The sequence below is a fragment of the Bacillus sp. OV166 genome, from assembly GCF_900177675.1.
Taxonomy (GTDB): Bacteria; Bacillota; Bacilli; order Bacillales; family Cytobacillaceae; genus Neobacillus.
In genome coordinates this window covers 3,660,176-3,685,921 of the sequence record NZ_FXWM01000001.1, presented here as the reverse complement: position 1 = coordinate 3,685,921, position 25,746 = coordinate 3,660,176, and the positions used below count along the sequence as shown (strand labels likewise).

Here is a 25,746-nt window from a genome sequence, read left to right as displayed (position 1 = left end):
ATTTTCAAGGTTTGATTTAATAAGGGGGAGATTTAATGGAGTTTAGTGGTGCATCGGCTTACGACAATGATCAATTTTTTGAAAATTACATCACACGAAGAAATCGTGAGGAAAGTCCCAATAATATGATTGAAAAGCCTATCTTGCTTGAACTAATTGGTGATATAGAAGGAAGAAAGGTGTTAGATTTAGGTTGTGGTGACGCTAAATTTGGTATTGAACTCCTGCAAAAAAGATGTATTTCGTACGACGGAGTAGAAGGCTCAAAAAATATGGTAAAAGAAGCTACTAAGAATCTAAATGGTTCGTTGGGAAAAGTACATCTTTCTTCAATGGAAACATGGGATTTTCAACCAGATCAATATGATCTAATTGTGTCACGATTAGCGCTCCATTATTTAGCAGACTTAAAGGATCTATTTAAAGGAGTTCATTATTCTCTTACAGAAAACGGAAGATTCATATTCAGTGTCCAGCATCCATTATTACTTTCATCCATAAAAAGTGCAGAGGCATCATCCTTAAAAACAGATTGGATCGTCGATGATTATTTTACAAGTGGTAAAAGGGTTGAGCCGTGGATAGATAAAAATGTTGTTAAATATCATCGAACAACTGAAGAATACTATCAACTTTTAAAACAAACTGGATTTAAGATTGATGATTTAAGAGAAGGTACTCCAAGGCCAGAAGAATTTAAGAATGAAAGTGAGTATAAACGAAGGATGAGGATTCCGCTCTTTTTAATATTTTCTTGTGTAAAATAGCAGCTAAACTTCCAATAGAATCCTATATCAAGAAAAAAGCTTGCAGACTCATCTAGAAGCTAGATTGTGTCTGCAAGCATGAGGTTGCTGCCGGAAAAAGTGTTTTTCAATCCTTATTTCATACCATTAAAACTTACAGCTATTTGAGCTCCCACAACTGCATTGTTTTTAACTAAAGCAATGTTTGCATCTAGGCTCTTACCTTCAGTTAATTCTTTCACCTTACCTAGTAAGAATGGCGTTACATTTTTACCGGATATGTGTTTTTCTTCTGCTTCTTTTAAAGCGGCTTCAATTACGTTAGTAATGGTTTTTTCATCCATAGCGAATTCTTCAGGTATTGGATTGGCAATCACAGCTCCGCCTTTTAGGTTTAAATCCCATTTAACTTTTAACGTCGAGGCGATTGTTTCCGCATCGTCTGCACGGAAGTTCACTGAGAATTCGCTATTGCGCGTATAGAAGGCAGGGAGTACATCGGTTTGATAACCAATAACAGGTACGCCTTTTGTTTCAAGATATTCCATTGTTAACCCTAAATCTAGAATCGATTTGGCGCCTGCACAAATGACAGCCACGTTGGTTTGTCCGAGTTCTTCTAGGTCTGCAGAGATATCCATGGTAGTCTCTGCACCACGGTGAGCACCGCCAATACCACCAGTTACGAAGATATTAATTCCTGCAGCCTCGGCACAAATCATCGTTGCGGCTACTGTTGTTGCCCCCAATTTTTTTGTAGCGAGTAAATAAGCTAAATCACGTCTAGATGCTTTTGCTACATCTGTACTCTTACCGAACATTTCTAGCTCTTCGTCGGATAATCCAATTTTAATTTTTCCATCAACGATTGCAATTGTTGCCGGAACAGCACCATTATCACGGATAATTTGTTCCACTTCACGTGCGGTTTTCACATTTTGTGGGTATGGCATTCCATGAGAGATAATTGTAGACTCTAAGGCAACGATTGGTTTTCCTTGTTCCTTTGCGATCCGTACTTCTTCAGATAATGTAATGTATTGTTTCATGATAATTCCTCCATGTCTTTTTGTAGTTGTTCTGCTGATAAATCCTGTCTAACTGTATAAGATGATTGCAATGTTTTAGATGCATTCATGCTCCCAGCTTTAGCAATTTCGACCAACGATTTACCTTCTAACCAAGAGTAAATAACAGCGGAGGAAAAAGCGTCTCCTGCACCCGTTACATCGACGACTTCAGTAATTTCAATAGAAGGTACATGAAAAATTCCTTCTTTTTTATTACCTATCATCGAGCCTTGTTTTCCATTCGTAATAACCACATTGGCTATCCCTAGTGCCAGCCATTTTTCTAGTGCGTTCTTCCAATCTTCCTCATTCTTGATTTCAGTTTGGAAGTAAGTTTCTGATTCATCTCGGTTCGTAATGAGCCATGCAACACCTTCTAAATTATCTGGTAATCGATTCATCTTTGGTGATGAAACGGGTATTAACACAATCGGTAAATCATGGCTATTTGCGAAATGACACAAGAATTGAATCGTTTCTTTCGGACAGTTTAAATCGACCATAATACATTTGGCGTGACTTAATTGTATGTCATGTTTAAGCAGTAAATCAGGTGTGATGGCCTCATACACTTCCATATCCGCTAACGCAATAACTAATTCTCCGTTAGAGTCTAAAACAGCCGTGTAGGAACCTGTTGATTTTTCAGGAAATTGGGTCACGGTTTCTAAGTTCATGTAAAGAGATGATGAATCTTCAATGACCGACCAGTCCTTATCGGTGCCGCATGTAGAAATAAGTGATACATCCATTCCAAGTCGCCCTAGATTTTCAGCGATATTCCGGGCAACCCCGCCGGCATTCTGAGTGGCGTAAATCGGATTGGATGTACCTAACTGCGCTTTGTCTTTGATATGGAATTTACGGTCAATATTAGCCCCGCCTATACAAATAACATGTTGTGATTCACTAAGAATATAAGCTCTTCCTAGAATATTACCTTTTTTAATTAAGCCAGAAATAATATTTGCAATGGAAGGCCTAGATAAGCCTAATATTTCAGCCAGTTCTTGCTGAGAAACATAGGGGTTCTTACGTATTAAATCGATAATCAATTGTTCTTTATCATTCATTCTTTCAGGCACAAACTCACCCCATTTAATCTTCCTAATCAGTACGATTACTTTGGACTAAAAGTTTTTAATTCTTTACGTGATTCAGGAACTTTTACATCACCTGATTTAATCTTTTCAACCCATTCTTTTATGGCAGCTTCAATTTCTGCTTTGTTTGTAGCTTTTGCATTGATAGGGGCTAAGCCAACACCATCTTCTGCTAAACCAAATAGCGCAACTTCGCCGCCTGGGAAATTACCTTCTTTTGTTTTTGTTGCCAGTTCTTTAACAGCTACATCAACACGTTTTAAAGCAGATGTAAGAACCACATCTTTACCCATATCAGCTTGATCGCGGTCTACACCGATAGCCCAAATATCTTTGCCAGGTTCTTTTGCTTTTCGGTCATTTGCTTCTTTGAATAAACCGACACCAGTTCCCCCTGCGGAGTGGAAAATCACGTCCGCACCAGATGAATACATTTTAGAAGCGATTGTTTGACCAAGTTCTGCCTTGTCAAACGCACCTGCATATTGCACGTCCACTTTTACCTCAGGTTTAGCAGCTTTAACCCCGGCTAAAAAACCAGTTTCGAAACGTTCAACCACTGGAATTTCCATGCCGCCAATAAATCCGATATGGTTAGATTTTGTTGTTTTAGCCGCTGCTATTCCAGCAAGGAATCCAGCTTCTTGCTCTTTGAATAAGATACTTGCAACGTTTGGCTCCTTTACTTCAGCATCGACGATTGCAAATTTGGAATCTTTTTGCTGGGTTGCAATTTCCTCAACTGCTGCTGGCATCAAGAAGCCGATCGCATAAACTAAGTCAAATCCTTCACGAGCAAGTTTATTTAAGTTTGTTGTATAATCGGCATCCGATTTGGATTGAAGGTAATCGTAACCGCCTTTACCTTTTTTTAAACCGTTTTCTTCGCCAAAACTTTTGAGACCTTCCCAAGATGATTGGTTAAATGATTTGTCATCAACACCCCCGATATCAGTCACCATTGCAGCAGTGAAAGTTTGATCATTCCCACCGCCTTTGTTGTCATTACTTTTTCCACAAGCTCCTAACAGTGTACCTGCAGCAAGAACAAGTGATAGTGCCATCCCAACTTTTTGTTTTTTCAAAATATGTACCCCCTTATGATGTTTGTTCGGTTAGAAAAACGGCCTTATAAACTTTTGTTTAAAGGTTAAACTTATGTTTGGATTATACATCCTGCCAGAAGTTAGGTCAACCTATATATAAAGGCATTTCATTCAATTGGTAGGAAAATAAGGAGGAATTATTAATGGGAAATTAAAAGCATCATTAAGCGGCACTTATGAAGGACAAATCTATAGCTTCAGCGTAGACCTATGTCCTTCATAAAGGATAATTGTGCCCGTCACCATAGAAAAAAGGAGTCAACGGTAACAATTAGAGGATAATTGTGCCCGCCACCATAGGAAAAAGGAGTCAACGGTAACAATTAGGGTTAATTGTGCCCGCCACCATAGAAAAAAGGAGTCAACTTTGACAATTAGGGGTTAATCGTGCCCGTCAACATAGAAAAATAGAGTCGTCGGTAAAGATTAATGGTTATCAAAATCCGGTTCATTTAAACCTGAAACGAGTGCGTCTCGAGCGGCTTCTAAACTTAGTTTAATGAAAAAGAGCTGCCCATTTAGTCGATCATTTTTACCGCTTAACAGAATTGCTTGGTCAAGGTAGTTAATGGTATCTTCCGTCTTATCTAATGCCAGTGAGATACGGTTATCGGATAGTTGAATAAGGTGTTGGTTATCTTGGCTTTGGGGAACAATAGGGGCATTTGGAAAAACGGGATCACTAGGAAAATGAGTATCGAAAGGTAAAGCTTTCATGGCAAGATATGCCTCTGTGAGATTATCGACGACATCTTGGTAGAATTGTACTTTAATTGGATTCGGTGGTAAAGGAAATGCGGACATTTCTAAAAAAAGGATTAAGGCACTATCGGCATATCGAATGGCCTGTACCGTGTAAGCCAAGGCTGTTCTAACATTTGTAACTAAGTTAGAATACATTTATTTCACTCCCAAACTGTTGAATTGTTTTAGTGTATGTAAATAAGACGAGCCCGTAAAGGACACTTAGGTAAATTTATTTACTCAGGCTGAAAACATTTTACTGGAATAATTTTGTAATAAAATAGGAAGGTAAGTGTCTTTTTTGTTCATCGTCATTTTGTTCCACAAAGCAAGAATCCAGTTAGTTAGGAAGGATTCGCAGCATAGTATTTAGAACTCTATTTATCCAGGAAATGTTCATTTTTGGAATTAACAATCAGGAGGATATTATGTTGGATTTTAGGATTGAGAAGATAACAAACCTAGCTTCTATTGATTTAACGCTTTTAATGAAAGAAAGCAATGAGAATGGGTTTCGTTTTACCGAAAGGTTGGTTAATGATTTTATAAATGGTAAAAATACATTTAATCAAAGAGGTGAGGGTTTTTATGGGGTTTTCAATGAGGAGGGTGTAATAATTGCGATTGGAGGAATTAATATTGATCCTTTTGCAAATGATCCCCAAATAGGCCGCATAAGAAGATTTTACGTATTAAAAGAGTATCGAAGAAAAGGTATTGGGAGGTTCTTAATAAACAAGATTCTTTTTGATGCAAGAAAAACTTTTAAAGAAGTAGTTCTCCATACAGAAACTGAAGACGCAGATCAGTTTTATACTTCGCTTGGATTTTCAAAAAGCACCAGTTATCAAAATTCTACACATCATATTAAGTTAAAACTTTTCATGCAAAAGCTCTACAATCCAGAATGACAAAGTAATAAATTCAAGATAAAATCTAATAATCATTAGTTGAGAGTGGCTTAAACTGTCACTCTTTTTGTAATGCTAGAAATAATACTGTAAGAATTATCAAATAGTGGCGTAAAACCCCTTTCTTCAGAAATGGGGATATAAGCCATATTTTTTTCTTTTTACTATCAATTCCTATTCCATAGTAGTATAATAAGTATATAGAACAAGTGTTCCGTTAGGTGTTGAAAAAAGAAATGGAACCCCCTAAAAAGAACATGAAAGAACAAAAGAAAAAAGTATCGAAAGGAGATATTGTCATTCGGAAATTTCCGCTCCGTTTAACCGGCGAGGAGGGAAGATTAGTCGATACTCTACGTATGGAAGCAGCGAATCTGTGGAATGACTGCCTAGATCTCCATTGGTGGCTATATGATGAATATAAAGTTTGGACAAGTGCATCTGAAAAAAAGCAATGGTACAATGCCACCACCCATAAATTACACTCGCAAACGATTCAATCGATCATCGAATTACATGAAGAAACCTGCAAAAGAACAAGGGAGTTACGGGCAAAAGGTGAGAAACAGTGGCGGTACCCTTGGAAATACAAAAAGTTCTTTTCCGTTAAATATAAAATAACTGCGATTACATTGTCCGGTAAGAAGCTCAGGATTAGCAATGGGAAACAACAATCCCCCTTAGTGATTCCTCAACCGAAGCATATTGATTTCCATACGATAAAAAGTGCCGAAATCGTTTGGCACAAAAACCAATACTGGATGCATCTAGCAGTGGAAGTACCAAAACAAAAGCAGGTTCAAGGTAAAAAGGAAGCCGGCTGCGATTTAGGGATTATCCATGCGGCCGTTTTAAGTAATGGGAAAATTCACCTCATTGTAACAGGAAGAGAACTTCGCTCGTTACAGCGCTACAGAAACAAAAGGTTGAAAGAATTTCAGAAGCTGATTACCCGGAGGAAGCCGGGTTCGAATAAAAGGCAAAACCTCATTTTGCGTAAACGCCGTTTTTTAGAAAAACTGGAGCGGAGAATGGAGTATCTATTGCATTCTATTTCGAAAATGGTCACGGATTGGTGTGTGGAAAACCAAATTAAAACACTCAATATAGGAACACCGGATGGCGTTCAAAAGAATACGAAAAAGAAAAAGAAAACCCGTAAAGAAATTCGTCAACAATTGTCCAATTGGAGTTTTGGGCAATTAATTGAAAAGATAAAATACAAATTAAAACTTCGAGGGGTCAAAGTCCAACTAGTGGAAGAGTCCTATACATCCGGCACGTGCCCGTCATGTGGGGAATTCCGCAAACAAAGGAATCGAAACTTCGGCTGTCAGTGCGACGCGGAAGGACATCGGGATGTAGTAGGTGCCATGAATATTTTGGACAAGTCTGTTAATAAACAGCTTACGAAAAATCGGGAACTACCTAAAATAGAAGATACAAAGTATCGCCGAGTCCTTTTAGCTCCTATTGTCTCGCACAATGAGGCTAAAAGGGCAGTGGCGTAGTGCCTATGATTGGGCTGCGGTATGTGGTTTTTACTACATGTCGTAATGAACTGGAGAAGTAGTAGGACCTGGAGGCCACGGTCAAAAGGCGGCTTTGATGAAGGTTTAAAAAAGAATCCCCTGGATTTATCCATGGGGCGAAGTCAATAACGAAAATAACTAAGGAGCTGCATTCACAGAGCCATTTGGCATTTAGGAAGAGGGATAAATTAATATGTTAAAAATTCGAAACGTAAAAATGGAAGATTTACCTGAACTAATAGTAATTGAACATCTTTGTTTTACAAAAGAAGAGGCTGCGACGAAGGAAGCATTTGAAAAGCGCATTCAATTTATTTCAGATAGTTTTTTTGTAGCTGAAGAGGAGGGGGTGATTGCTGGTCTTGTTAATGGTCCTGTCATTAATCAAGCACACATTACAGATGACCTCTTTAGTGATATAAGGGAGAACCCTGTGTCTGGCGGGCATCAAAGTATTTTAGGATTAGCGGTGTCCCCGTATTTTCAAAAACGAGGTGTGGCATCAGCGTTACTTGCACATATAGAAACAGAAGCAAGTGAAAAAAATCGTGAGACGATGACCCTCACCTGTAAAGCTGACTTAATTCGCTTCTATGAAAACCATGGATACCTCAACAATGGTGTTTCAAGCTCCCACCATGGCGGAGTGATTTGGTACAACATGAGTAAAAAATTAGTATGAATGTTTCGGTGATATAATTAACTATATAGAAAAAAACTTACAGAAAAAGGAATGAAAAAAGACGATTCGGGACCGAATCGTCTTTTTGATTAGGATAAATTTATACATTTAGCTTGGCATTTCCGCGATAGTACCTTTGTTGCTCATTTTTCAATCAAATAGTAAAAATATATAATCTCATTCAAAGTTAGGGATGTTTTTGGTTCATTAATATCAGGGCTATACATACATATAAAGTAGGATGCGAGAAAAGGGACAACATCAATGGGGTGAATGATTGTTTATTGGGACAAGCACCGGAAGTATAGAATTTGAACTGAGAAGCTTAAAGTAAAAAAAGTAATGGAAAGGGAGAAAAAATGGAATTTCTACAGGAAATTATCAATAGCTATAGTTCATTTTTTTCACTAGAAGCATTTGAAAAGGTATTTTCTAATCCAGCTAGTTGGGGAGTCATTGGGACCCTTGTTGTTCTTGAAGGGCTATTATCTGCCGATAACGCCCTTGTTTTAGCTATTTTAGTGAAAAAATTACCTAAAGATCAACGAAAGAAAGCCCTATTCTACGGTATTTTTGGTGCGTATCTTTTCCGAATTTTAGCAATAGGTGTAGGAGTTACTTTAATTAATATTGGTTGGATAAAAATTGTAGGCGGTCATTACTTACTTTGGATTGTCATTCAAAACTTTATCAAGAATAATGAAGGCGAAGATGAAGTCCCAAATAAAAAAATGGGATTTTGGAGAACCGTGTTAACGGTTGAGTTAATGGACATTGCCTTTAGTTTGGACAGTGTAATTGCGGCATTTGGAGTTTCTAATCAAGAGTGGGTTCTCTTTCTAGGTGGTGTGATCGGGATTTTAATGATGCGAGGGGTAGCTCAACTATTCCTAACATTGATTGAAAAGGTTCCTGAAGTAGAAACTACCGCGTTTATCTTAATTGCGATAATCGCGATAAAAATGATCATTTCTGCATTTGGATACCAATTAGATGAATTTGTTTTCTTTTCCATATTAATTGCGGTATTCTCAGGTACATTCCTGGTTCATTCAGTCAGGAAAAATTCCGGAAAAGAAAAAACCCTTTAATTAAAATATCAAGCTCAAAAGATCAGGAATCCTGGTCTTTTTTTTGTGGTAGAAAGAAAAGCTATTCTTTCATAGAATCCATATATTTCTGTATACAAATATTTCGGAAGTGAAAATAAATGAACAGTATGTTATTATTAACCAAAATAAAATGATCATTGGTAAGGAAGAAAATTGGTACTAATTTGATCAAACATTGGAGATGGAATGCATGCTAAACTGGAAGCGGAATTTATGGGTACTTTGGGTTGGGGTCTTTTTTACAGCCGCAAGCTTTTCTATGGTCATTCCCTTTTTACCAATTTTTCTTCTGCAAATTGGTGTGCACGAACATACGGAAATATGGTCAGGGTTATTATTTAGTTCCGCCTTTTTTGCAGGGGCGATTGCATCCCCGTTTTGGGGGAGGATGGCAGATAAGTATGGAAGAAAACCGATGATTATCCGTGCAGGATTTGTCCTCTTTGTCATCTATACGTTAATGGCTTTTGTTACGAATCCCTATGAAATATTAGTTCTGCGCATTTTGCAAGGATTACTTAGTGGATTCATTCCTGGTTCAATCGCTTTGATAGGGACCAATACTCCTAATAATAAGGTAGGGTATGCCCTTTCCTTGATTTCTACCGCATCAGCATCAGGAACGATTCTTGGTCCCTTGTTAGGTGGGGGGATATCTCATTTAGTCGGAAATCGCTGGGCCTTTGCGACTGCGGGTATGATTGTTTTCATTGCCACCCTCCTCATCATTTTTTGGGTAGTTGAGGAAAATTTCACTCCAAGTAAGGTTCGGGGTTCTATTAAGACTGACTTTAAAGTAGCGTTGTCCAATCGCCCTTTTTTACTCGTCCTTATTCTAACTGTTCTCACTAGTTGTTCCGTAATGACGATTGAGCCCGTGCTCCCCTTATATATCGTGAAACTGGGTGGGTCGTCTGAAAATGCCTCATTATTAGCGGGTGTAGTGTTCTCTTTGCCTGGAATCGCTAGTGCTCTTTTTGCTCCAATATGGGGGAAATGGGCGGACAAAGTTGGATTTCATCGTGTTTTATTTATCGGGTTATTGGGCGGCGGATTAGGAACCATTGCTCAAGTTTTATTTAGTGAGATTTGGGGATTTTCGTTCATTCGCTTTGTATTTGGGATATTTTTCTGTGCAGTCTTCCCAGCGTTAAATGGGCTCGTTGTAAAGTCGACCCCAGAGGATTTCCGTGGCAGAGCATTTAGTTTGAATCAAACTGCTAACCAACTAGGCGGGATGATTGGGCCGATGATTGGAGGGTTCCTCGGTGGAATGTTCCCGGTTCAAAGTGTTTTTATTGTAACAGGTATCTTATTATTAATTGCTACCAGTATGGCTTTTTGGAATGGTAATAATTTAAACAGTAGGGCGCTAAAGAGAAAAGCACTTTCCTGAATGATTCATTGGTCATAAACCCTCTTATCTATTGCGGATAAGAGGGTATTTTGTGTTTAATTAGAAGTATAGAAGATTTATAAATAACTTGGCGCAATAGCTGATTTACATAAAAGGATGTGAAGGAATGTCTAGTCAAATAAAAGAAAACAACACTAATCTTAAAAAATTTAGTGCGGACTGTGAAAATTGTTTTGGATTATGCTGTGTTGCGCTGCCCTATGCTAAATCGGCTGATTTTGCATTTGATAAAGAAGCAGGTACTCCTTGTCCCAATTTACAATCAGATTATCGTTGTGGTATCCATAAAAATCTCAGAAAAGAAGGATTTAGAGGCTGTGTTGGATATGAATGCTTTGGTGCAGGTCAAAAGGTATCACAAGTGACATACAATGGAAGGGATTGGCGGGATAACCCAGCCATAGCTAAAGAAATGTTTAATGTATTTCCAATTATGCAACAACTTCACGAGATGCTTTGTTACTTAAATGAAGCGCTTAGCTTAGAAGATGCACAGCCTATCCATAAAGATTTGCAGTCAGTACTAGAAGAAACGGAGCATCTTACCCATCTGAATCCAAAATCTATCATAGAGCTTAATGTACAAGCGCATCGAGTGGTCGTTAATGATTTACTTCTCCGCACTAGTGAACTTGTCCGTGCTAAAGTTTCACCTAAGAAAGACATAAGAAGGGGGAAAGACCTTTTTGGCGCAAAATTAAAAGGTGTTGACCTAAGGGGAGCTAATTTAAGAGGAGCGTTGCTAATTGCTGCGGATCTCCGGAAATCTGATATGAGAGTAACAGATCTGATTGGTGCAGACTTTAGAGATGCTGATATACGTGGTGCTGATCTCACCGGAAGTATCTTTCTCACACAAGCACAAGTCAATTCGGCATTGGGAGATAGTACTACCAAATTACCATCTGCTTTAAGAATTCCAGATCATTGGATAAAAGTTGGGTAATAACATGATTTTTGAAATATGCACAAAAAAATCCACCTGACTTTGACATGGTGGATTTTTTGAATTAATTATTGAATGTTATAACTCGTATTCTTAAAACACTGTTTAGCAATCATGATGTTTATTTAGATGCAGTGGAGGTGGGATTAACCAGCCTTTTTCTTTGTTCAAGCGAAGGACTTTTGCTCCGAGTGCTGCCTTTTGAATATGAAATTGACCATACATCATTGCAACATCTTCTCTAATGGATTTACCTATAATCATGCTGCAAGCAACTAAACCAGCAGCTAAATCTGCTGAAAGTGTAGCGGCAATGGCTGGATCCGGGATTCTTGCTCCAACCGGGATCTCTTCTAGGCATGCTTCTGGCGGCTCAGGTGCTGCAGGTGGTAATCCAATACCATTTTCTTTTAAAAGTTCTTCCACCTGTTTCTTTTGCTGCTGGCAGGTTTCAATCGCTTCAACTAATAACTTTTTTAAATCATCGTCCCCGGTATGGTTTAACATCGTTTGATAACCAGCTATCATACTATTTCCGACTAATTGAGAAGCCCAAATATCAAAGACTTCACCGTAATGTAAAGGTTCTTCCTTAGGATTTCCACTTAAAATTCCCATTGTTGCCCTCCTCAGTGTATAAGAAATTTTATTCATCTCCAAGTGCCACCTTTCTTTAAGCACAGCACGAAAATAGTTTTTCCGAATCATTAAACATTAATGTATAGAACTCCTTAATGATATTGAAAAGAGAATATTAACCTCAAACATGTTGCAAAATACCAATAATGAAAATTTAGGAGTTGGCATGTTTGGGAAAAAAGGGGACTCAAATTCCGGTTAAGGAAAAGTTTGAAGATAATATAGAATACTTAATAAAAGAATTACGAATTGGAAAAAGCTTTGATGTGATTCATCGACCGTTGGAATACGGAGGACTCCGGTTCGGGATGTTTTTGATAGATGGGTTTGCTTCAGCTAATCTCTTACTTTTAATTATGAAGGAAATTGAGAAACGCAAACCAGAGGATTTTGGAAATAATCCCATTGATAAGCTATTTAAAAGTTTTATTCCTCATGTAGAGGTGAATACATCAGATGATTTAGAGGAAGTTATAGCCCAAATTCTTGCAGGACAAACTGCAGTAGTAGTAGAAGGCGGGAAACAAGTAATCCTGATTGATTCACGTGAATATCCAATCCGTTCTCCTCAGGAACCAGATATTGAACGGGTTGTACGGGGACCCCGTGATGGCTTTGTTGAAACGATTGTATTTAACTTAGCGTTAATTCGCAGGCGTGTACGGGATCGTTCCCTTGTAATGGAATACGTCCAAGTAGGAAAACGATCCAAAACAGATATTGCATTAGTATACATAGATAGCATTGTTGACCCGGATAATGTAAAAATGTTAAGGAATGAACTTGAAAAAATATCCATAGATGGGATTCCTATGGCGGAAAAAACGATTGAAGAATTTGTATTTGGCCGAAATTATAATCCATATCCATTAGTTCGATACACAGAAAGATCAGATACAAGTGCCGTTCATTTAATGGAAGGCCATGTATTAATAGTGGTGGATGGGTCACCAAGTGTAATGATTTGTCCAGCAACCTATTGGCATCACCTGCAGCATGCTGAAGAATATCGTCAAAAGCCGGTAATTGGGATTTTTTTACGTTGGGCACGATTTATCGCTGTGTTATCCTCCTTATTTCTCTTACCACTTTGGTATACTTATGCGACCAATGAACAATTACTCTCCGATCGATGGAAGTTTATCGGTGTAGAAGATCAAGGGGAGATTGGTTTAATCTGGCAATTTCTCATTGCTGAAGTCGGAATCGAAATTTTGCGAATGGCAGCTATTCATACCCCGAATGCCCTTGCTACAGCACTTGGTATCGTTTCTGCAATTATCATTGGAGATGTAGCTGTAAAGGTAGGGATTTTTACTCATGAGGTCGTCCTATATGTGGCTGTTGCTGCAATTGGAACTTTTGCCACACCAAGTTATGAGTTAAGCCTTGCCAATCGACTTTTTCGGGTTTTCTTTTTAATCATGGTTGCTTTATTTAAAGTTCCAGGGTTGATCATAGGAATAACGTTATGGATCATGCTCCTTGTTGTAACTAAGAGCATGAATACACCTTTTTTGTATCCGTTTATTCCATTTAATCCACGAGATTTTCGGATAATGCTCTCTCGGACGCCAATCCCGCTTAATAATACAAGGGCTGCAATCCTAACGCCACAAGATAGAACAAGGCAATAAAAATAAAGTCTATCAAATTTGATAGACTTTTTAGCTGTTACAGAAGTTAATTGATTATATTAAATTAGTTTAAACCCACTAATCAAAATCATCAGTGCCATAATGGTTCTTAGAGGTTTTGCGGGTAACTTAGAGGATAAGGTGCTTCCTAAAATAACACCGGGGATTGACCCCATTAATAGGTTAAACACTAATAGATAATCAACATTGCCGATTCCTGCGTGCATAATCCCTGCAGCGGAGACTAATAAAAAGGCATGAGCGATATCGGTTCCGACCAATTCTGGAGTTCTCAATCTGTACAAGTAAATCATAGCTAATGCAAACAATGAACCAGATCCAATCGATGTCAAGCCTACAATAAAACCTAATATAGCACCAATCAGAATGGTTAAGCTCCGTTTTTCATGGATCGGCTTCTTTTGAAAATGATTCCATTCTAATTTATTTTTCATAAATGTTTTAAAAAGGGTAGTCAATGCTACCAATATTAAAACGTAACCTAATGCGTGTTTAATCACTACTTCTTGATTATGAAAAAAAGAATCAAATAAATGAAGAATTCCTACTGCACAGATCGCACTTGGAATACTCCCAATCGCTAGATACTTAACTAATTTGAAGTTTATCGTCTTCTGCCTCCAATGTTGAATTGAACCAAAAAGTTTAGTTATGGAGTTATAAACAAGATCAGTACCTACCGCAATAGAAGGGCTGATACCTAATAAAATTAAAATTGGTGTCAACAAAGCGGCCCCTCCAACACCTGTTAATCCGACCATAAAGCCGATTAAAAGACCCATTACAATGATCCCCATGCTCATTCACGCACACCCCGAATATCTAATCTAATGTTGATTTATAACATTAAAATATGAAAGAGTTAGACACCTGTGACATGGAAGGTATGCAAAAAAAAAAGTGGACCCAGCTTGGAGTCCACCTAAACCATTATTTATCTTTTTCTTCTTCATTCAAATTTATTTTTTTACATCCAACATATAAACAAGAGAAAATATCTAATCCGGGCCGAGCCTTAGCTAAACCTTTTATATAAGGTGTGACTAAATCCTTAAAATCCGCTCCGACTTCTATTTCTTCTAAAATTCCATAAACATAAAGCTTTTTTTCATCAAATAGAAGAGCCACGTTTCCTACTGCTTTGTTTTTTCCATCCACCACATTTAATACCTGAAACTGCGGTGTGATTACCTCAGGAGAAAAATAAATTTGCAATGACATCTACTCCTTTTTATCTTGCTCCATTGTCAAGTAAACTCTCCTAAACGGACCTTTTTCAATTTTATGTGAAAGATAATTTTTCAAACAAGGAATCACTATCTTCTGAAGGCTCCTTTTTAGCAACATGGATGAGCATCATGGAAAGCAATCCACATAATAATGTTAAACCTGCTGTAGATAAGAACATCCCTGAACGGGACCATTCCATTAATGCCCCAAAAATAGGTGGACCAATGGCAACACCTAAAAATCTAACAGATCCATAGAGGGAGGTAACGAATCCACGCCGGTCTGCCGGTACTGAACCAGTAATAAAGCTATTGATACATGGAAGAACGAGTCCAGTTCCAATACTGCTTATGACTAAGACTGCAAAAAATGGAAGTAAATTCGTAAAGAAGACCAATGATGCAAAGGAAGCAGTCATTAATAAACAGCCAATGACGATTAATCTTTTCATTACCTTCATTTTTTTTCCAATATTACTGCCTGTAAAATAGGAGGTTGTTGTCATAAATAAAAGGGGGATCGCTAAAATGGCACCTTTTAGTAAACCATCAATCTGATGATCTTTCTCGAGAATATCGGATATATAAAACAAAATCCCAAATAGTGTAAAAAGGCAGGAGGAACCTGTGAAATAAGCGGCAAATAACCAGCGTCCTTCTGTTTTGAAAACAGAAACAAGGCCCTTTACATATTTTCCTAAAGGGGGAGGTTCTTTCTCTGCTTTCTTTTCCTTGATAAAAAAGATGGTAAAGAGGACTGATAGGGCACAAAAAATTGGAAAGGCAAAAAATGCTGCGTACCAAAACAGAAGGGCTAGTAGCGAACCGATAATTGGGCTGATTACCTTCCCGAATCCATTCGACGCTTCCACTAAACCTAAAACTTTACTTTGTTCTCCACCCTTAAATAAATCGCCTGCCAATGCCATGGCAATTGGAGCCGTACCAGCAGCACCCATTCCTTGCAAAATCCTCCCTGCTATAATCCATGTATAAGAATTGGAGAACCAGGCAGCTGCAGCTCCAGCTAAAAGGCCTCCGCTGCCATATAAAATAAGTGCAGGGATAATAATCGCTTTACGTGAAAATCGGTCAGATAAATATCCTAATACAGGTATAGATATTGCCGCTGCAATCGAAAATACGGAGATAATTAAGCTAGTCTGAAATTGAGTTATATTCAATTCTGATTTCATTTTTGGGAGAATTGGGATTAGCATTGAGTTTCCTAACACCAAAATAAGCGGGATTGAACTGATTGCAGTAATCGTCAAGCCTTTATGCTTTTGCTTCGGCAATGTATGTACACCCCTAACTGTAAAATTAAGCCCTATTATTATTTGGAATGAGACAGCAGATTATACAATCGCAATTGCTTACTTCCTAGGAATAATGCCCATTATATACACATTCACCCATTTTTCGAATAATCTATTCTAGAAAAATAGAGGAGGCGCATTCCCTATGAGTTTTTTAACCATTCCTGAAAGGACTTCAGGAAGTAGATCATACGGTCTAACATCTGTGATCGATTCAGGGACCCCGCTGGGAGAATTAATGAATATCTTAGCTGATTATGGCAGCTTTATTGATATAGCTAAGATCGGGATTGGTTCAGCATATGTAACGCCAAACATAAAGGAAAAGGTTCAGCTGTACAAGGAATATCATATTCGGACTTATTGTGGCGGTACATTATTTGAAAAATGCTTTTACCAAAAAAAAATTCCTGAATACTTATCCTTTTTACAGGATTTAGGGATTGAATGGCTTGAAATATCTAATGGGACACTAGATATTCCGATAAATGAACGCCTTCGTTTAATTTCACAATTAAAAAATGACTTTCATATCATCGCCGAGGTTGGTTCCAAAGATCCTAATCAGGAAATGTCTATTTCTGGGTGGAAAGAAGAAATATCGATCTTCTTAGAAGCCGGTTGTGAATATGTGATTACAGAAGGGAGAGAATCTGGGACATCAGGTATTTATGAAAAATGTGGTGATCTTAAGTCCGATTTAATACAAGAGTTGGTTAGCGATGTTGACAGCAAAAAAATCATCTTTGAAGCACCATCGGCAAAACATCAAATGTATTTTATTAAAGAAATTGGACCGAATGTCAATTTAGGAAATGTGAAAATACGAGATGTTCTAATATTAGAAGCGCAACGCTGTGGTCTTAGAAGTGAAACATTTTTTTTGGAGGGAAATGAATGCAAATAACGCTAATCAGACATCTCCCCACCGAATGGAATAAAAAAACCTGGCTGCAAGGCAGGAGAGATATAGAACTATCCCCATTAACAGATGAATTATATTTAGGAATCGAAGAGAATGCGCAGCGGCTAAAACAATTAGCACCATTTGAACTTGTTTTGGCCAGCACCCTAAAACGAACTCATCAAACAGCTCAGTTGTATGGACACGTATGCCAAACAGAGGGTTTATTAGATGAATTAGATTTTGGTCCATTTGAAGGGCGTCCAAAGGAAGAACTTTTCGAGAAATATCGTGAGCTTTGGATTCATAATCCAAAAGATCTCGTTTTAGGAGAAAGTATTAAGAATTTAGAAGATAGGGTTGTTTTGTTTATTGAAAAATATAAAAAGTTGTCCAATATTTTAGTGTTTGGCCATGGATCGTGGATTAGGGCAATGATTTCTTATTCGCAGTTTGGCGATGTTAATCACATGAATAAAATAATTGTAGAAAACAATGCCTGTATTACACTCGCATTGAATTCCAATCTTCGTGAATAGAAAGTCGAGGTGACCTTAATTGTCTGATCTGTTGACGTATGAAAATTGGGATGAAAAAAAGGTAGGTACCCTTTTGGACCATCCTCGTGATTTTCTAGATATATTAAAATGGGCATACCAAAATTATGGAGACAGAATTGTCTATTCGTGCAGCTTTGGCGCTGAAGGAATGGTCTTAATCGATTTAATTCATAAAGTAAATAAACATGCGAAAATAATTTTCCTCGATACCGGCCTCCACTTTCCAGAAACTTATCAATTAATTGAGGAAGTTAGGAACAGCTACCCATCGCTGCAGATCAATCTTATTAAACCAAGGATATCGTTGGATGAACAAACCAAATGGTATGGAGACGAATTGTGGCAGAGTAACCCCAATCTGTGCTGTCATTTAAGAAAGGTGGTTCCTCTTAAGGAAGCATTACAGGATGTTGAAGCATGGATCTCAGGTCTAAGGCGAGATCAATCTTCCACAAGGAGTAACACCCAATATATAAATAAGGATGAAAAATTTAAGAAAATAAAAATATGCCCCCTCATTCACTGGTCATGGGAAGACATTATGACTTATATTCATCTAAATCATTTACCCTACAATCCCTTACACGATAAAGGGTACCCAAGTATTGGCTGTGCTCCCTGTACAAAGCCTGTCGCAGATTCAAGAGACTCCCGTTCCGGACGGTGGGCTGGTCAATCGAAAACTGAATGCGGACTACATGAAACATAATATGCTACAAAGGCAAATTCAAGAGATTAGGGAGGGAGTAAAATGAGTGAAAGTGTCCCCCATGGGGGTGAATTGGTAAATAGGATCAACCTAAATACTCCAATTGATTACACTCGTAATTATGTAGAACTAGGAAATTTAGAATTAAGTGATTTGGAGTTAATTGCAAATGGTGCCTATAGTCCGCTTACAGGGTTTATGGGTATATCTGATTATAATTCAGTCGTTAGAAATATGAGATTGTCCGATGGACTCCCGTGGTCGTTACCGATTACATTAGCTATCAACAAAGATAAAGCGAAGGAACTTAAAACCGGTGAGATGATCAATCTAATCCATAATGGCACTGTGTATGGTGTAATGGATGTGAAGGAATTATTTATCCCTGATAAAAAGTTTGAAGCTGAGATGGTATACAGAACAACCGATATTCATCACCCAGGGGTTAAAAGGCTGTTAGAACGACCGGATATCTATCTCGGAGGTCCCATTACCCTGATAAAAAGACCTGAGAAAAGTAAGTTTGAAAGCTATTATTTGGACCCCATTCAAACAAGGAAGCAGTTTAAGAGATTAGGTTGGAATACGGTAGTAGGTTTCCAAACTCGAAATCCCGTGCACCGGGCCCATGAATATATTCAAAAAACAGCATTAGAGACTGTCGATGGGCTTTTCTTAAATCCGTTGATGGGTGAGACCAAATCGGATGATATTCCCGGTGAAATCCGTATGAAAAGCTATCAAGTCTTAATCGAAAATTATTACCCGAAAGATCGGGTGTTCCTTTCTGTTTTTCCTGCCGCGATGAGATATGCTGGACCTAGGGAAGCTATTTTTCATGCCATCGTCCGGAAGAATTATGGATGTACTCATTTTATAGTAGGGAGAGATCATGCTGGAGTAGGAAACTATTATGGAACATATGATGCCCAAAAAATATTTAGTCACTTCACTGACGAAGTACTCGGCATTAAACCGCTCTTTTTTGAACATAGCTTTTATTGTAAAAAATGTGAAAACATGGCCTCTGAAAAAACATGTCCTCATGATTCACAGCAACACGTAATTTTATCAGGTACAAAGGTTAGAGGTATGTTAAAAAACGGGGAACAGCCGCCAAAGGAATTTAGCCGGCCTGAAGTGGTCGAAATTCTAATCCAAGGAATGAAAGAAGCTTACTTAGATGAAACCCGCCGTTTGGAGACCCCTTAAGTCGAACCATTTGTAAAAAATAGAGGGGAGATGAAATGGGAAATAGATGCGGCCTGATATAAAAAAGCAAGAAATGGAGAAATCCCTGACTTTACGGGAATATCCTCTCCGTATGAGGTTCCAATTGATCCAGAAATCATGATTGAAACTAATACAATGACACTTGATCTATCAGTTGAAAAAATTTTAGCCTATTTAAAGGAAGAGAAGATTCTTTAGGATCTTCTTATCTTTTTCTCCAATTTGTCGTTAGGATTCTTATTTTTTGTAATTTTAATTCAAAAATAAAATCAATGATATTCGTCGAAAAGAATTGGCAAATAACCGCGAAAATAACAATTTTATAATCAATCACAAGGGCGGTTAATAAAAAAATCAAAAAGTTTATTCCCATCATTACTTTTCCAGGACTCCATTTCTTATAGGAAGCGATCATTAATGCTGGAATGACCATTCCGCCGCTGGATGCCCCCGCTCGAATCAATAATCCTACACCAATACCAAAGAAAACACTTCCACATAGTATATCCACCATAATATGGATATGAATATGTGGAACTAGGGCTGTTAGAAAAGTTACGGTCGTGGAGGTAATAGCAACCGAAAGAATCGTTCGAATGGTCCAGGTGTATCCAAAATACTTTAAAGCGAAAAGTAGAAAAACAATATTAGATAGCCATAAAGAGAAACCAAGAGATAAATGAAACCAGTGATTTACCAAGATCGCAAGTCCCGCTGCCCCTCCGGAAGGGATGGAGTGAGGAAATAAAAACAAGGACATCGACATGCCCTGAAGGGTAGCCCCAAATAAAATGCAGAAATAGGTTAAATAAGTTCTTTTCATAGTTTAAAGAAATAAACCATATCAATTGTATTTTTCACTTCCACATAAATACCTCCTCAGGACTATCACTCCTTGTCCATTTTATGAGAAGAAAAAAAGGAATATGTACAATTAACAACCAAAAACAAGGCCAACCCAATAAAAACCCATTATTATACCCCCTAATTTATCATTTCTACAATAATAAATATATGTATGTATGTTAACTTCATTTATAATCCATGAAATTCCGCTTTATTTCATTATGTTTTAAGGGGGAAACTTTTGAACCTTTTATTGCGGTATATTTATATGAATTTATTAATAAGAATAGAACGAATGAAGTATTTACTGGGGGGGTTTTGAATGAATGGGAATGAAAACTTACAACATCCTGATACAGGTGTTACATCCGGAATGTTTGTTGAGCGATCGTTAAATGAAATTCGTTTTTGGTCTAGGATCATGAAAGAGCATTCTTTATTTCTTCGATTAGGCTTTAGAGCAGAGGATACTCAACTAATCCAAGAGGCTAATCAATTTTATCAATTGTTTGAACGCATCGAACAAACTGCACATTCCACTTCCAATCAAGCAGATCCTGAACAAATAAGAAGATTTAATTCGGAAGTACAACAAGCTGCAACCAGCATTTTTGCATTTAAACGAAAAGTACTAGGTTTAATACTTACATGTAAATTGCCGGGGGCAAATAATTTTCCACTATTAGTTGATCATACAAGTAGAGAAGCTAATTATTTTAGAAAACGATTAGTGGAATTAAACGAAGGTAAATTAAAACCCCTTCCAGATGCCATAATAAAGGAAAATGTCTTCTTCCTAAGAATTATGGCAGACCATGCTAAATTTATTGGTCATCTACTAGATCCATCCGAAAGGAAGTTAATTGATATAGCCCAAAATTTCAGCAATGACTTTGATCAATTGATGTATCAAGCAAGAGACTTAGAATCTATGAAACCACAATCTCAAACCGTTCCTCTTTTAGATCAATTCCTGGATCAGAATCGTGTGTCGGTCTCCTCTCTACGGGACTTCAAGAAAACGGCACGTGATTTAATTGAGCAATGTAAAATAAAGAGTATCATCCATCCACTATTAGCAGACCATGTTTTTCGTGAGGCTGATAGATTTCTTGAAATTATTGATATGTTTGATGCGCATCTTACAAGTGGTAACCCACAACCTAGAATTTAGAAGATGGGTGAATGCATCATATACAAAGAAGCAGTTAAATTGAAGAAGGCTATTCTAGGACCCATTTAGGTTCAAGAATAGCCTTCTTCAGGTTCTGCTTCTTTTTCTTACTATTTAATACTATTTAGTAGCTGTCCATAAAAAATTATCTCTAATTTTTTATGGAGGCTTCCTTTGGCGACCAGGTTTTTCGCCATGACATTTGTGCAATAAGTAACACTATTAAAGCCGTGATTCCAACCCCTGTATAAACGATAAATCCAGATCCGTACGTTCCGGTAATTTCCTTAAGTGATCCAAGTATATTTGGTACAAAAAATCCGCCAACCCCGCCAGCTGCTCCGACAATCCCGGTAATCATTCCAATTTCCTCTTGGAAGCGCTGTGGAACCAATTGAAAGACTGCACCATTTCCCATTCCTAGGCAGAGCATTCCGAAAAACAATAAGGTTGTCACAATAGCCAAAGATGGAAGCTGACTCACGCCGAACATAGTAAGAGCTACCCCGATAAATAAAAAGGTCAGAAGACGTACGCCGCCGATTTTATCGGCTATGAAACCCCCAACCGGCCGGAAAAAGCTTCCTGCTGCTACGCAAAGAGTGACAAAATCACCTGCTCTTACTTTTGATAAATCGTATTGATCCACAAAAAAGATGCTTAAGAAACTGGACAAACCGACAAATCCTCCGAAGGTAACACTATAAAGCAAACAAAAAAACCATGTATCTTTTTGTTTAAATACTTTCAAATATTCAACCACCGGTTTTGCTGCTGGTTGTGAAGGTGCATCTTTCGCAAGAAGAATATACAAGATAAATACAATCAAAAGAGGAATAATAGCTAATCCCATTACATTATGCCAGCCAATATTTTCTGCAAGACGCGGACCGAATAATGTAGCAAAAAGTGTTCCGCTATTCCCAGCACCTGCAATCCCCATCGCTAGTCCTTGTAAGTGTGGCGGGTACCAACGGCTTGCCATTGGTATGGCAGCCGCAAAACTTGCTCCTGCTACTCCGAGTAGGATTCCTATCAAGTAAAGTTCGGTTAACGTCTGTCCGAATAACCAGCCCCAAGCTAGCGGGATGATAGTGACGAGCATCCCGCTTATTGCTGTTTTTCGAGGACCAATACGATCCGTTAAGACTCCAAGGATGAGCCGGAAAAACGATCCGCTTAGGATTGGAACAGCTACGATGAAACCCTTCTGAGCGGGAGATAGTCCAAAATCCTTTGTTATATAAACCCCTAGTGCCCCCAAAATCACCCAAATCATGAAACTAACATCAAAATATAAAAATGACGCTGCTAATGATGGCGTATGCCCGCTTTTTTTTAGATCTGATAACCTCATAATGTTGTTCTCCCTTCAATTTGTATCATAGTTAACTTCCAATATACATTTTTACTTTTATTACCATTCAAAACAGCTATTTTTTGAAAACATGACCCTTACTAGTAAAACCAAGAATGAAAATAAACCGATATTGTTTTTCATCACTTTCCCTCCTTAACATTGTTGGTATTTGTGTTTCCCTTGCTTTGTTAAACAATAACGTATTGAAACAGGAGATGTCTCATAGCGTGTAAGGAACTCTAACATAAAACTTATTGTGTTAGAAAATGTGACACACTGAATTTCTTTTGATGAGTTTTATGGAATAATAGGTGATATTTATCGTTGCAGTTACCCAAATATCGAACATACGGAGGCTTTTAGAATGAATAAGCAAAAACTCGTACTGATAGGTAATGGAATGGCAGGGGTGCGGTGCATTGAGGAGATTTTAAAGCATTCACCTGATTCCTTTAACATTACGATTTTCGGAAGCGAACCACACCCTAACTATAATCGGATCCAATTGTCAGCCGTCTTGCAGGGTGATACATCGTTTAAAGATATTACAATCAATGATCGTGATTGGTATAACCAACAGAATATCAGACTGTTTACCGGAGAAACGGTGAAAATAATTGATACCGAAAAACAACTTGTTAAGACGGATAAAAATCAGGAGGTTCCTTATGACCGACTAATTATCGCAACAGGTTCTGTTCCATTTCAGCTTCCTCTGCCAGGTGTTGATAAAGAAGGAGTCATCACGTTTCGTACCATGGAAGATTGTCAGAAAATGATTGAAACAGCGAAGCGACATAAAAAAGCGGTAGTCATTGGAGGTGGAGTCTTAGGTTTAGAAGCTGCCAAAGGTTTGCTCAATCTTGGTATGGAAGTAACAGTGATTCATAATGCCCGAAATTTAATGGAAAGACAACTGGATGAAAGCGCAGCGAAATTGTTGCAAACAGAGTTAGAAAGGCAAGGATTTCATTTTCTTTTTGAAAAAGAAACAAAGGAGATTTGGGGAAGCAAGCGCGTGGAAAAAGTGTCATTTAAGGACAGTACCGAAGTAGAAGCTGATTTGGTTGTAATGGCAGTAGGGGTGCGACCGAATATACAGTTAGCAAAGGAAAGTGGAATCGAAACTAACCGTGCCATCCTCATTAATGATTATATGGAAACGAATATACCGAATATTTATGCTGTTGGTGAATGTGTGGAGCATCGAGGAATTGTCTATGGATTGGTAAAACCTCTTTATGACCAAGGGAAGATTTTATCCAAACGTCTTTGCGGGTTGGAATCTAAAGGATACGAAGGAACTATTCTTTCCACTCAATTAAAAATATCGGGTGTGGATGTGTTTTCGGCTGGTCAGTTTACTTGTGATGATGGTCTTAAATCAATTGAAATTCATGATGAGTTAGCTGGCGTTTATAAAAAGCTTGTCTTTGAAGATTCTAAAATAGTTGGCGCCGTTTTATTTGGCGATACAAGGGATCGTACAAGATTGCTAGATATGATCATGAAAAAACAAGATGTGTCGGACGTAGAGAAAGTTACTTTGTTTCAATCTTTAAGTGGAGGTGGAGATTCCATCGCTTCTATGGCACATAGTGAAATGATCTGCAATTGTAACGGAGTGCCGAAAGGGGCCATTATTGAAGCGGTTCTAAAAAATGGTTTAACGACCGTGGAACAAGTAAAAAAGTGCACCAAGGCGTCCAGCTCGTGCGGCGGCTGTAAACCGTTAGTATCCGATCTTCTTTCCTATATCCAGAGCGATGAATTTGATGAGGTCATTGAACAAAAATCGATGTGCCCTTGTACATCATTAACAGAGGATGAAGTGGTTTATGAGATGCAATTGCAAAGCTGCACTACGGTACAAGAAGTAATGGAGGTGCTTGATTGGAAAAGTAAGGAAGGATGTACTACCTGTTGTCCTGCCTTGGCCTATTATTTAGGAATGATCTATCCGGAGTATGAGAGCCAACAAGAAACACTTTTTGTATCCGAACAAATGAATGCAATTGTTCAACAAGATGGTACTTACACCGTTGTCCCACAGATGTACGGCGGGAAAACGACAGCAGAACAATTGCGAACGATTGCCAATGTTGCTGAGAAATATAGAATCTCTAATGTTGCGATAACAAGTGAACAAAGAATTCATTTGATGGAGGTGAAGAAAGAGGACCTGGCTGATGTTTGGGCTGATTTGAACATGGATGTTAGTTCGACTTATGGAAATATGGTTCAAAATATTAAAACAAGTATCGGTGAACATATTTGCCGATGTGACAAACAATCTTCGATTCAACTGGCTGTCAGTCTCGAAAAAAATTTGGAATTTCTCACCACGCCCTACCGTGTGAAAATGGGCATATCTGCTTGTATGCATAATGGTGCAGGTTCGACTACGAAAGATATTGGTGTAATTGGAACAGGTCTTGGCTGGGAAATTTATGTCGGTGGCAGCAGCGGACGAAATGTACGCGCAGGAGAGTTATTATGCCTTGAATCATTGAATCATGATGTGATCGAAATTATTTGTGCATTTATTCAATATTACCGTGAAACGGCCAATTTCCTTGAACGTACATGGCAATGGATCGAACGAGTTGGTTTAGTGCATGTGCGCGAAATTCTCTTTGACTTAGAACATCGCCAGCAATTATTGCTGCGGTTAGAGAAAGATCGTTTCTTACGCAAAAAGCTTTTAGTAAAAAGTTCCAGGTCATCAACCGTCCTGTAAGGAACG

The 25,746-nt window shown here is 38.1% G+C and carries 24 protein-coding genes and 1 pseudogene; 15 read left to right on the top strand and 10 right to left on the bottom strand.

What is annotated here, in order from left to right:
* Positions 1-35 precede the first annotated feature (35 nt).
* On the top strand, positions 36-767 hold the full coding sequence (locus CCK98_RS17895; protein WP_088087805.1) for a class I SAM-dependent methyltransferase: 732 nt from the start codon (positions 36-38) through the stop codon (positions 765-767).
* Positions 768-880: 113 nt separating this feature from the next.
* Here the strand turns inward: CCK98_RS17895 and CCK98_RS17890 are convergent, their stop codons facing one another.
* From CCK98_RS17890 to CCK98_RS17875, 4 genes are all read right to left on the bottom strand, one after another.
* Entirely contained in the window at positions 881-1,795 is a 915-nt protein-coding gene (locus tag CCK98_RS17890; protein ID WP_088087804.1) for a pseudouridine-5'-phosphate glycosidase, read from the bottom strand.
* Complete coding sequence (locus CCK98_RS17885; RefSeq protein WP_088090450.1) at positions 1,792-2,889, bottom strand: carbohydrate kinase; 1,098 nt, start codon at positions 2,887-2,889, stop codon at positions 1,792-1,794. The genes CCK98_RS17890 and CCK98_RS17885 overlap by 4 nt, the downstream gene beginning before the upstream one ends.
* 47 nt (positions 2,890-2,936) lie before the next feature.
* Positions 2,937-4,004 carry a BMP family protein gene (locus CCK98_RS17880; protein ID WP_088087803.1) on the bottom strand — a complete coding sequence of 356 codons (1,068 nt, stop codon included), beginning with the start codon at positions 4,002-4,004 and terminating at the stop codon, positions 2,937-2,939.
* Between the two features lie 447 nt (positions 4,005-4,451).
* Complete coding sequence (locus CCK98_RS17875) at positions 4,452-4,925, bottom strand: hypothetical protein (RefSeq protein ID WP_088087802.1); 474 nt, start codon at positions 4,923-4,925, stop codon at positions 4,452-4,454.
* Between the two features lie 272 nt (positions 4,926-5,197).
* On the opposite strand from CCK98_RS17875, the gene CCK98_RS17870 reads away from it, so the two are divergent.
* The 6 genes from CCK98_RS17870 (at position 5,198) to CCK98_RS17845 (ending at position 11,369) form a co-directional block, all read left to right on the top strand.
* Positions 5,198-5,680 carry a GNAT family N-acetyltransferase gene (locus CCK98_RS17870; protein WP_088087801.1) on the top strand — a complete coding sequence of 161 codons (483 nt, stop codon included), beginning with the start codon at positions 5,198-5,200 and terminating at the stop codon, positions 5,678-5,680.
* Between the two features lie 236 nt (positions 5,681-5,916).
* Positions 5,917-7,191 (top strand): RNA-guided endonuclease TnpB family protein, encoded by a 1,275-nt coding sequence (locus CCK98_RS17865; RefSeq protein ID WP_088087800.1) that lies wholly within the window; start codon positions 5,917-5,919, stop codon positions 7,189-7,191.
* Between the two features lie 214 nt (positions 7,192-7,405).
* Positions 7,406-7,894, top strand: coding sequence for a GNAT family N-acetyltransferase (locus CCK98_RS17860; protein ID WP_088087799.1), 489 nt, complete (start codon positions 7,406-7,408; stop codon positions 7,892-7,894).
* Between the two features lie 359 nt (positions 7,895-8,253).
* Entirely contained in the window at positions 8,254-8,985 is a 732-nt protein-coding gene (locus tag CCK98_RS17855) for a DUF475 domain-containing protein (RefSeq protein ID WP_088087798.1), read from the top strand.
* A 211-nt stretch (positions 8,986-9,196) separates the two neighbouring features.
* Positions 9,197-10,402 (top strand): MFS transporter, encoded by a 1,206-nt coding sequence (locus CCK98_RS17850; protein WP_088087797.1) that lies wholly within the window; start codon positions 9,197-9,199, stop codon positions 10,400-10,402.
* Positions 10,403-10,529: 127 nt separating this feature from the next.
* Positions 10,530-11,369, top strand: coding sequence for a pentapeptide repeat-containing protein (locus CCK98_RS17845; protein ID WP_088087796.1), 840 nt, complete (start codon positions 10,530-10,532; stop codon positions 11,367-11,369).
* Between the two features lie 105 nt (positions 11,370-11,474).
* On the opposite strand, the gene CCK98_RS17840 is transcribed toward CCK98_RS17845, so the two are convergent.
* The gene (locus CCK98_RS17840; protein ID WP_088087795.1) at positions 11,475-11,987 is read right to left on the bottom strand and encodes a DUF3231 family protein; all 513 of its coding nucleotides are present in this window, start codon (positions 11,985-11,987) and stop codon (positions 11,475-11,477) included.
* 191 nt (positions 11,988-12,178) lie between these two features.
* Between CCK98_RS17840 and CCK98_RS17835 the strand changes: the two genes are divergently transcribed.
* Complete coding sequence (locus CCK98_RS17835) at positions 12,179-13,645, top strand: spore germination protein (RefSeq protein WP_088087794.1); 1,467 nt, start codon at positions 12,179-12,181, stop codon at positions 13,643-13,645.
* Positions 13,646-13,704: 59 nt separating this feature from the next.
* On the opposite strand, the gene CCK98_RS17830 is transcribed toward CCK98_RS17835, so the two are convergent.
* From CCK98_RS17830 to CCK98_RS17820, 3 genes are all read right to left on the bottom strand, one after another.
* On the bottom strand, positions 13,705-14,469 hold the full coding sequence (locus CCK98_RS17830) for a sulfite exporter TauE/SafE family protein (RefSeq protein ID WP_088087793.1): 765 nt from the start codon (positions 14,467-14,469) through the stop codon (positions 13,705-13,707).
* Between the two features lie 127 nt (positions 14,470-14,596).
* On the bottom strand, positions 14,597-14,887 hold the full coding sequence (locus CCK98_RS17825; RefSeq protein WP_373408499.1) for a hypothetical protein: 291 nt from the start codon (positions 14,885-14,887) through the stop codon (positions 14,597-14,599).
* Between the two features lie 61 nt (positions 14,888-14,948).
* Positions 14,949-16,193 (bottom strand): MFS transporter, encoded by a 1,245-nt coding sequence (locus CCK98_RS17820; protein WP_088087791.1) that lies wholly within the window; start codon positions 16,191-16,193, stop codon positions 14,949-14,951.
* Positions 16,194-16,359: 166 nt separating this feature from the next.
* On the opposite strand from CCK98_RS17820, the gene CCK98_RS17815 reads away from it, so the two are divergent.
* The 5 genes and pseudogenes from CCK98_RS17815 to CCK98_RS17795 form a co-directional block, all read left to right on the top strand.
* The gene (locus CCK98_RS17815; RefSeq protein WP_088087790.1) at positions 16,360-17,121 is read left to right on the top strand and encodes a phosphosulfolactate synthase; all 762 of its coding nucleotides are present in this window, start codon (positions 16,360-16,362) and stop codon (positions 17,119-17,121) included.
* Positions 17,112-17,657: a histidine phosphatase family protein gene (locus tag CCK98_RS17810; protein WP_088087789.1), complete on the top strand. Its 546-nt coding sequence runs from the start codon at positions 17,112-17,114 to the stop codon at positions 17,655-17,657. The genes CCK98_RS17815 and CCK98_RS17810 overlap by 10 nt, the downstream gene beginning before the upstream one ends.
* A gap of 28 nt (positions 17,658-17,685) precedes the next feature.
* Positions 17,686-18,387: a phosphoadenylyl-sulfate reductase gene (locus CCK98_RS17805; protein ID WP_306298991.1), complete on the top strand. Its 702-nt coding sequence runs from the start codon at positions 17,686-17,688 to the stop codon at positions 18,385-18,387.
* Between the two features lie 42 nt (positions 18,388-18,429).
* Positions 18,430-19,599 carry a sulfate adenylyltransferase gene (gene sat, locus CCK98_RS17800; protein WP_088087787.1) on the top strand — a complete coding sequence of 390 codons (1,170 nt, stop codon included), beginning with the start codon at positions 18,430-18,432 and terminating at the stop codon, positions 19,597-19,599.
* Between the two features lie 57 nt (positions 19,600-19,656).
* Positions 19,657-19,818 (top strand): annotated as a pseudogene (locus CCK98_RS17795) (adenylyl-sulfate kinase); the annotation flags it as partial.
* 7 nt (positions 19,819-19,825) lie between these two features.
* Here CCK98_RS17795 and CCK98_RS17790 read toward each other — a convergent pair.
* Positions 19,826-20,443 carry a YitT family protein gene (locus tag CCK98_RS17790; protein WP_088087785.1) on the bottom strand — a complete coding sequence of 206 codons (618 nt, stop codon included), beginning with the start codon at positions 20,441-20,443 and terminating at the stop codon, positions 19,826-19,828.
* Between the two features lie 345 nt (positions 20,444-20,788).
* Between CCK98_RS17790 and CCK98_RS17785 the strand changes: the two genes are divergently transcribed.
* Entirely contained in the window at positions 20,789-21,640 is an 852-nt protein-coding gene (locus CCK98_RS17785) for a DUF2935 domain-containing protein (RefSeq protein ID WP_088087784.1), read from the top strand.
* 151 nt (positions 21,641-21,791) lie between these two features.
* Here CCK98_RS17785 and CCK98_RS17780 read toward each other — a convergent pair whose 3' ends face one another.
* A complete protein-coding gene (locus tag CCK98_RS17780; protein ID WP_088087783.1) occupies positions 21,792-22,997 on the bottom strand; it encodes an MFS transporter in 1,206 nt (401 codons plus the stop codon).
* A 367-nt stretch (positions 22,998-23,364) separates the two neighbouring features.
* On the opposite strand from CCK98_RS17780, the gene nirB reads away from it, so the two are divergent.
* A complete protein-coding gene (gene nirB, locus CCK98_RS17775; protein WP_088087782.1) occupies positions 23,365-25,740 on the top strand; it encodes a nitrite reductase large subunit NirB in 2,376 nt (791 codons plus the stop codon).
* Positions 25,741-25,746 lie beyond the last annotated feature (6 nt).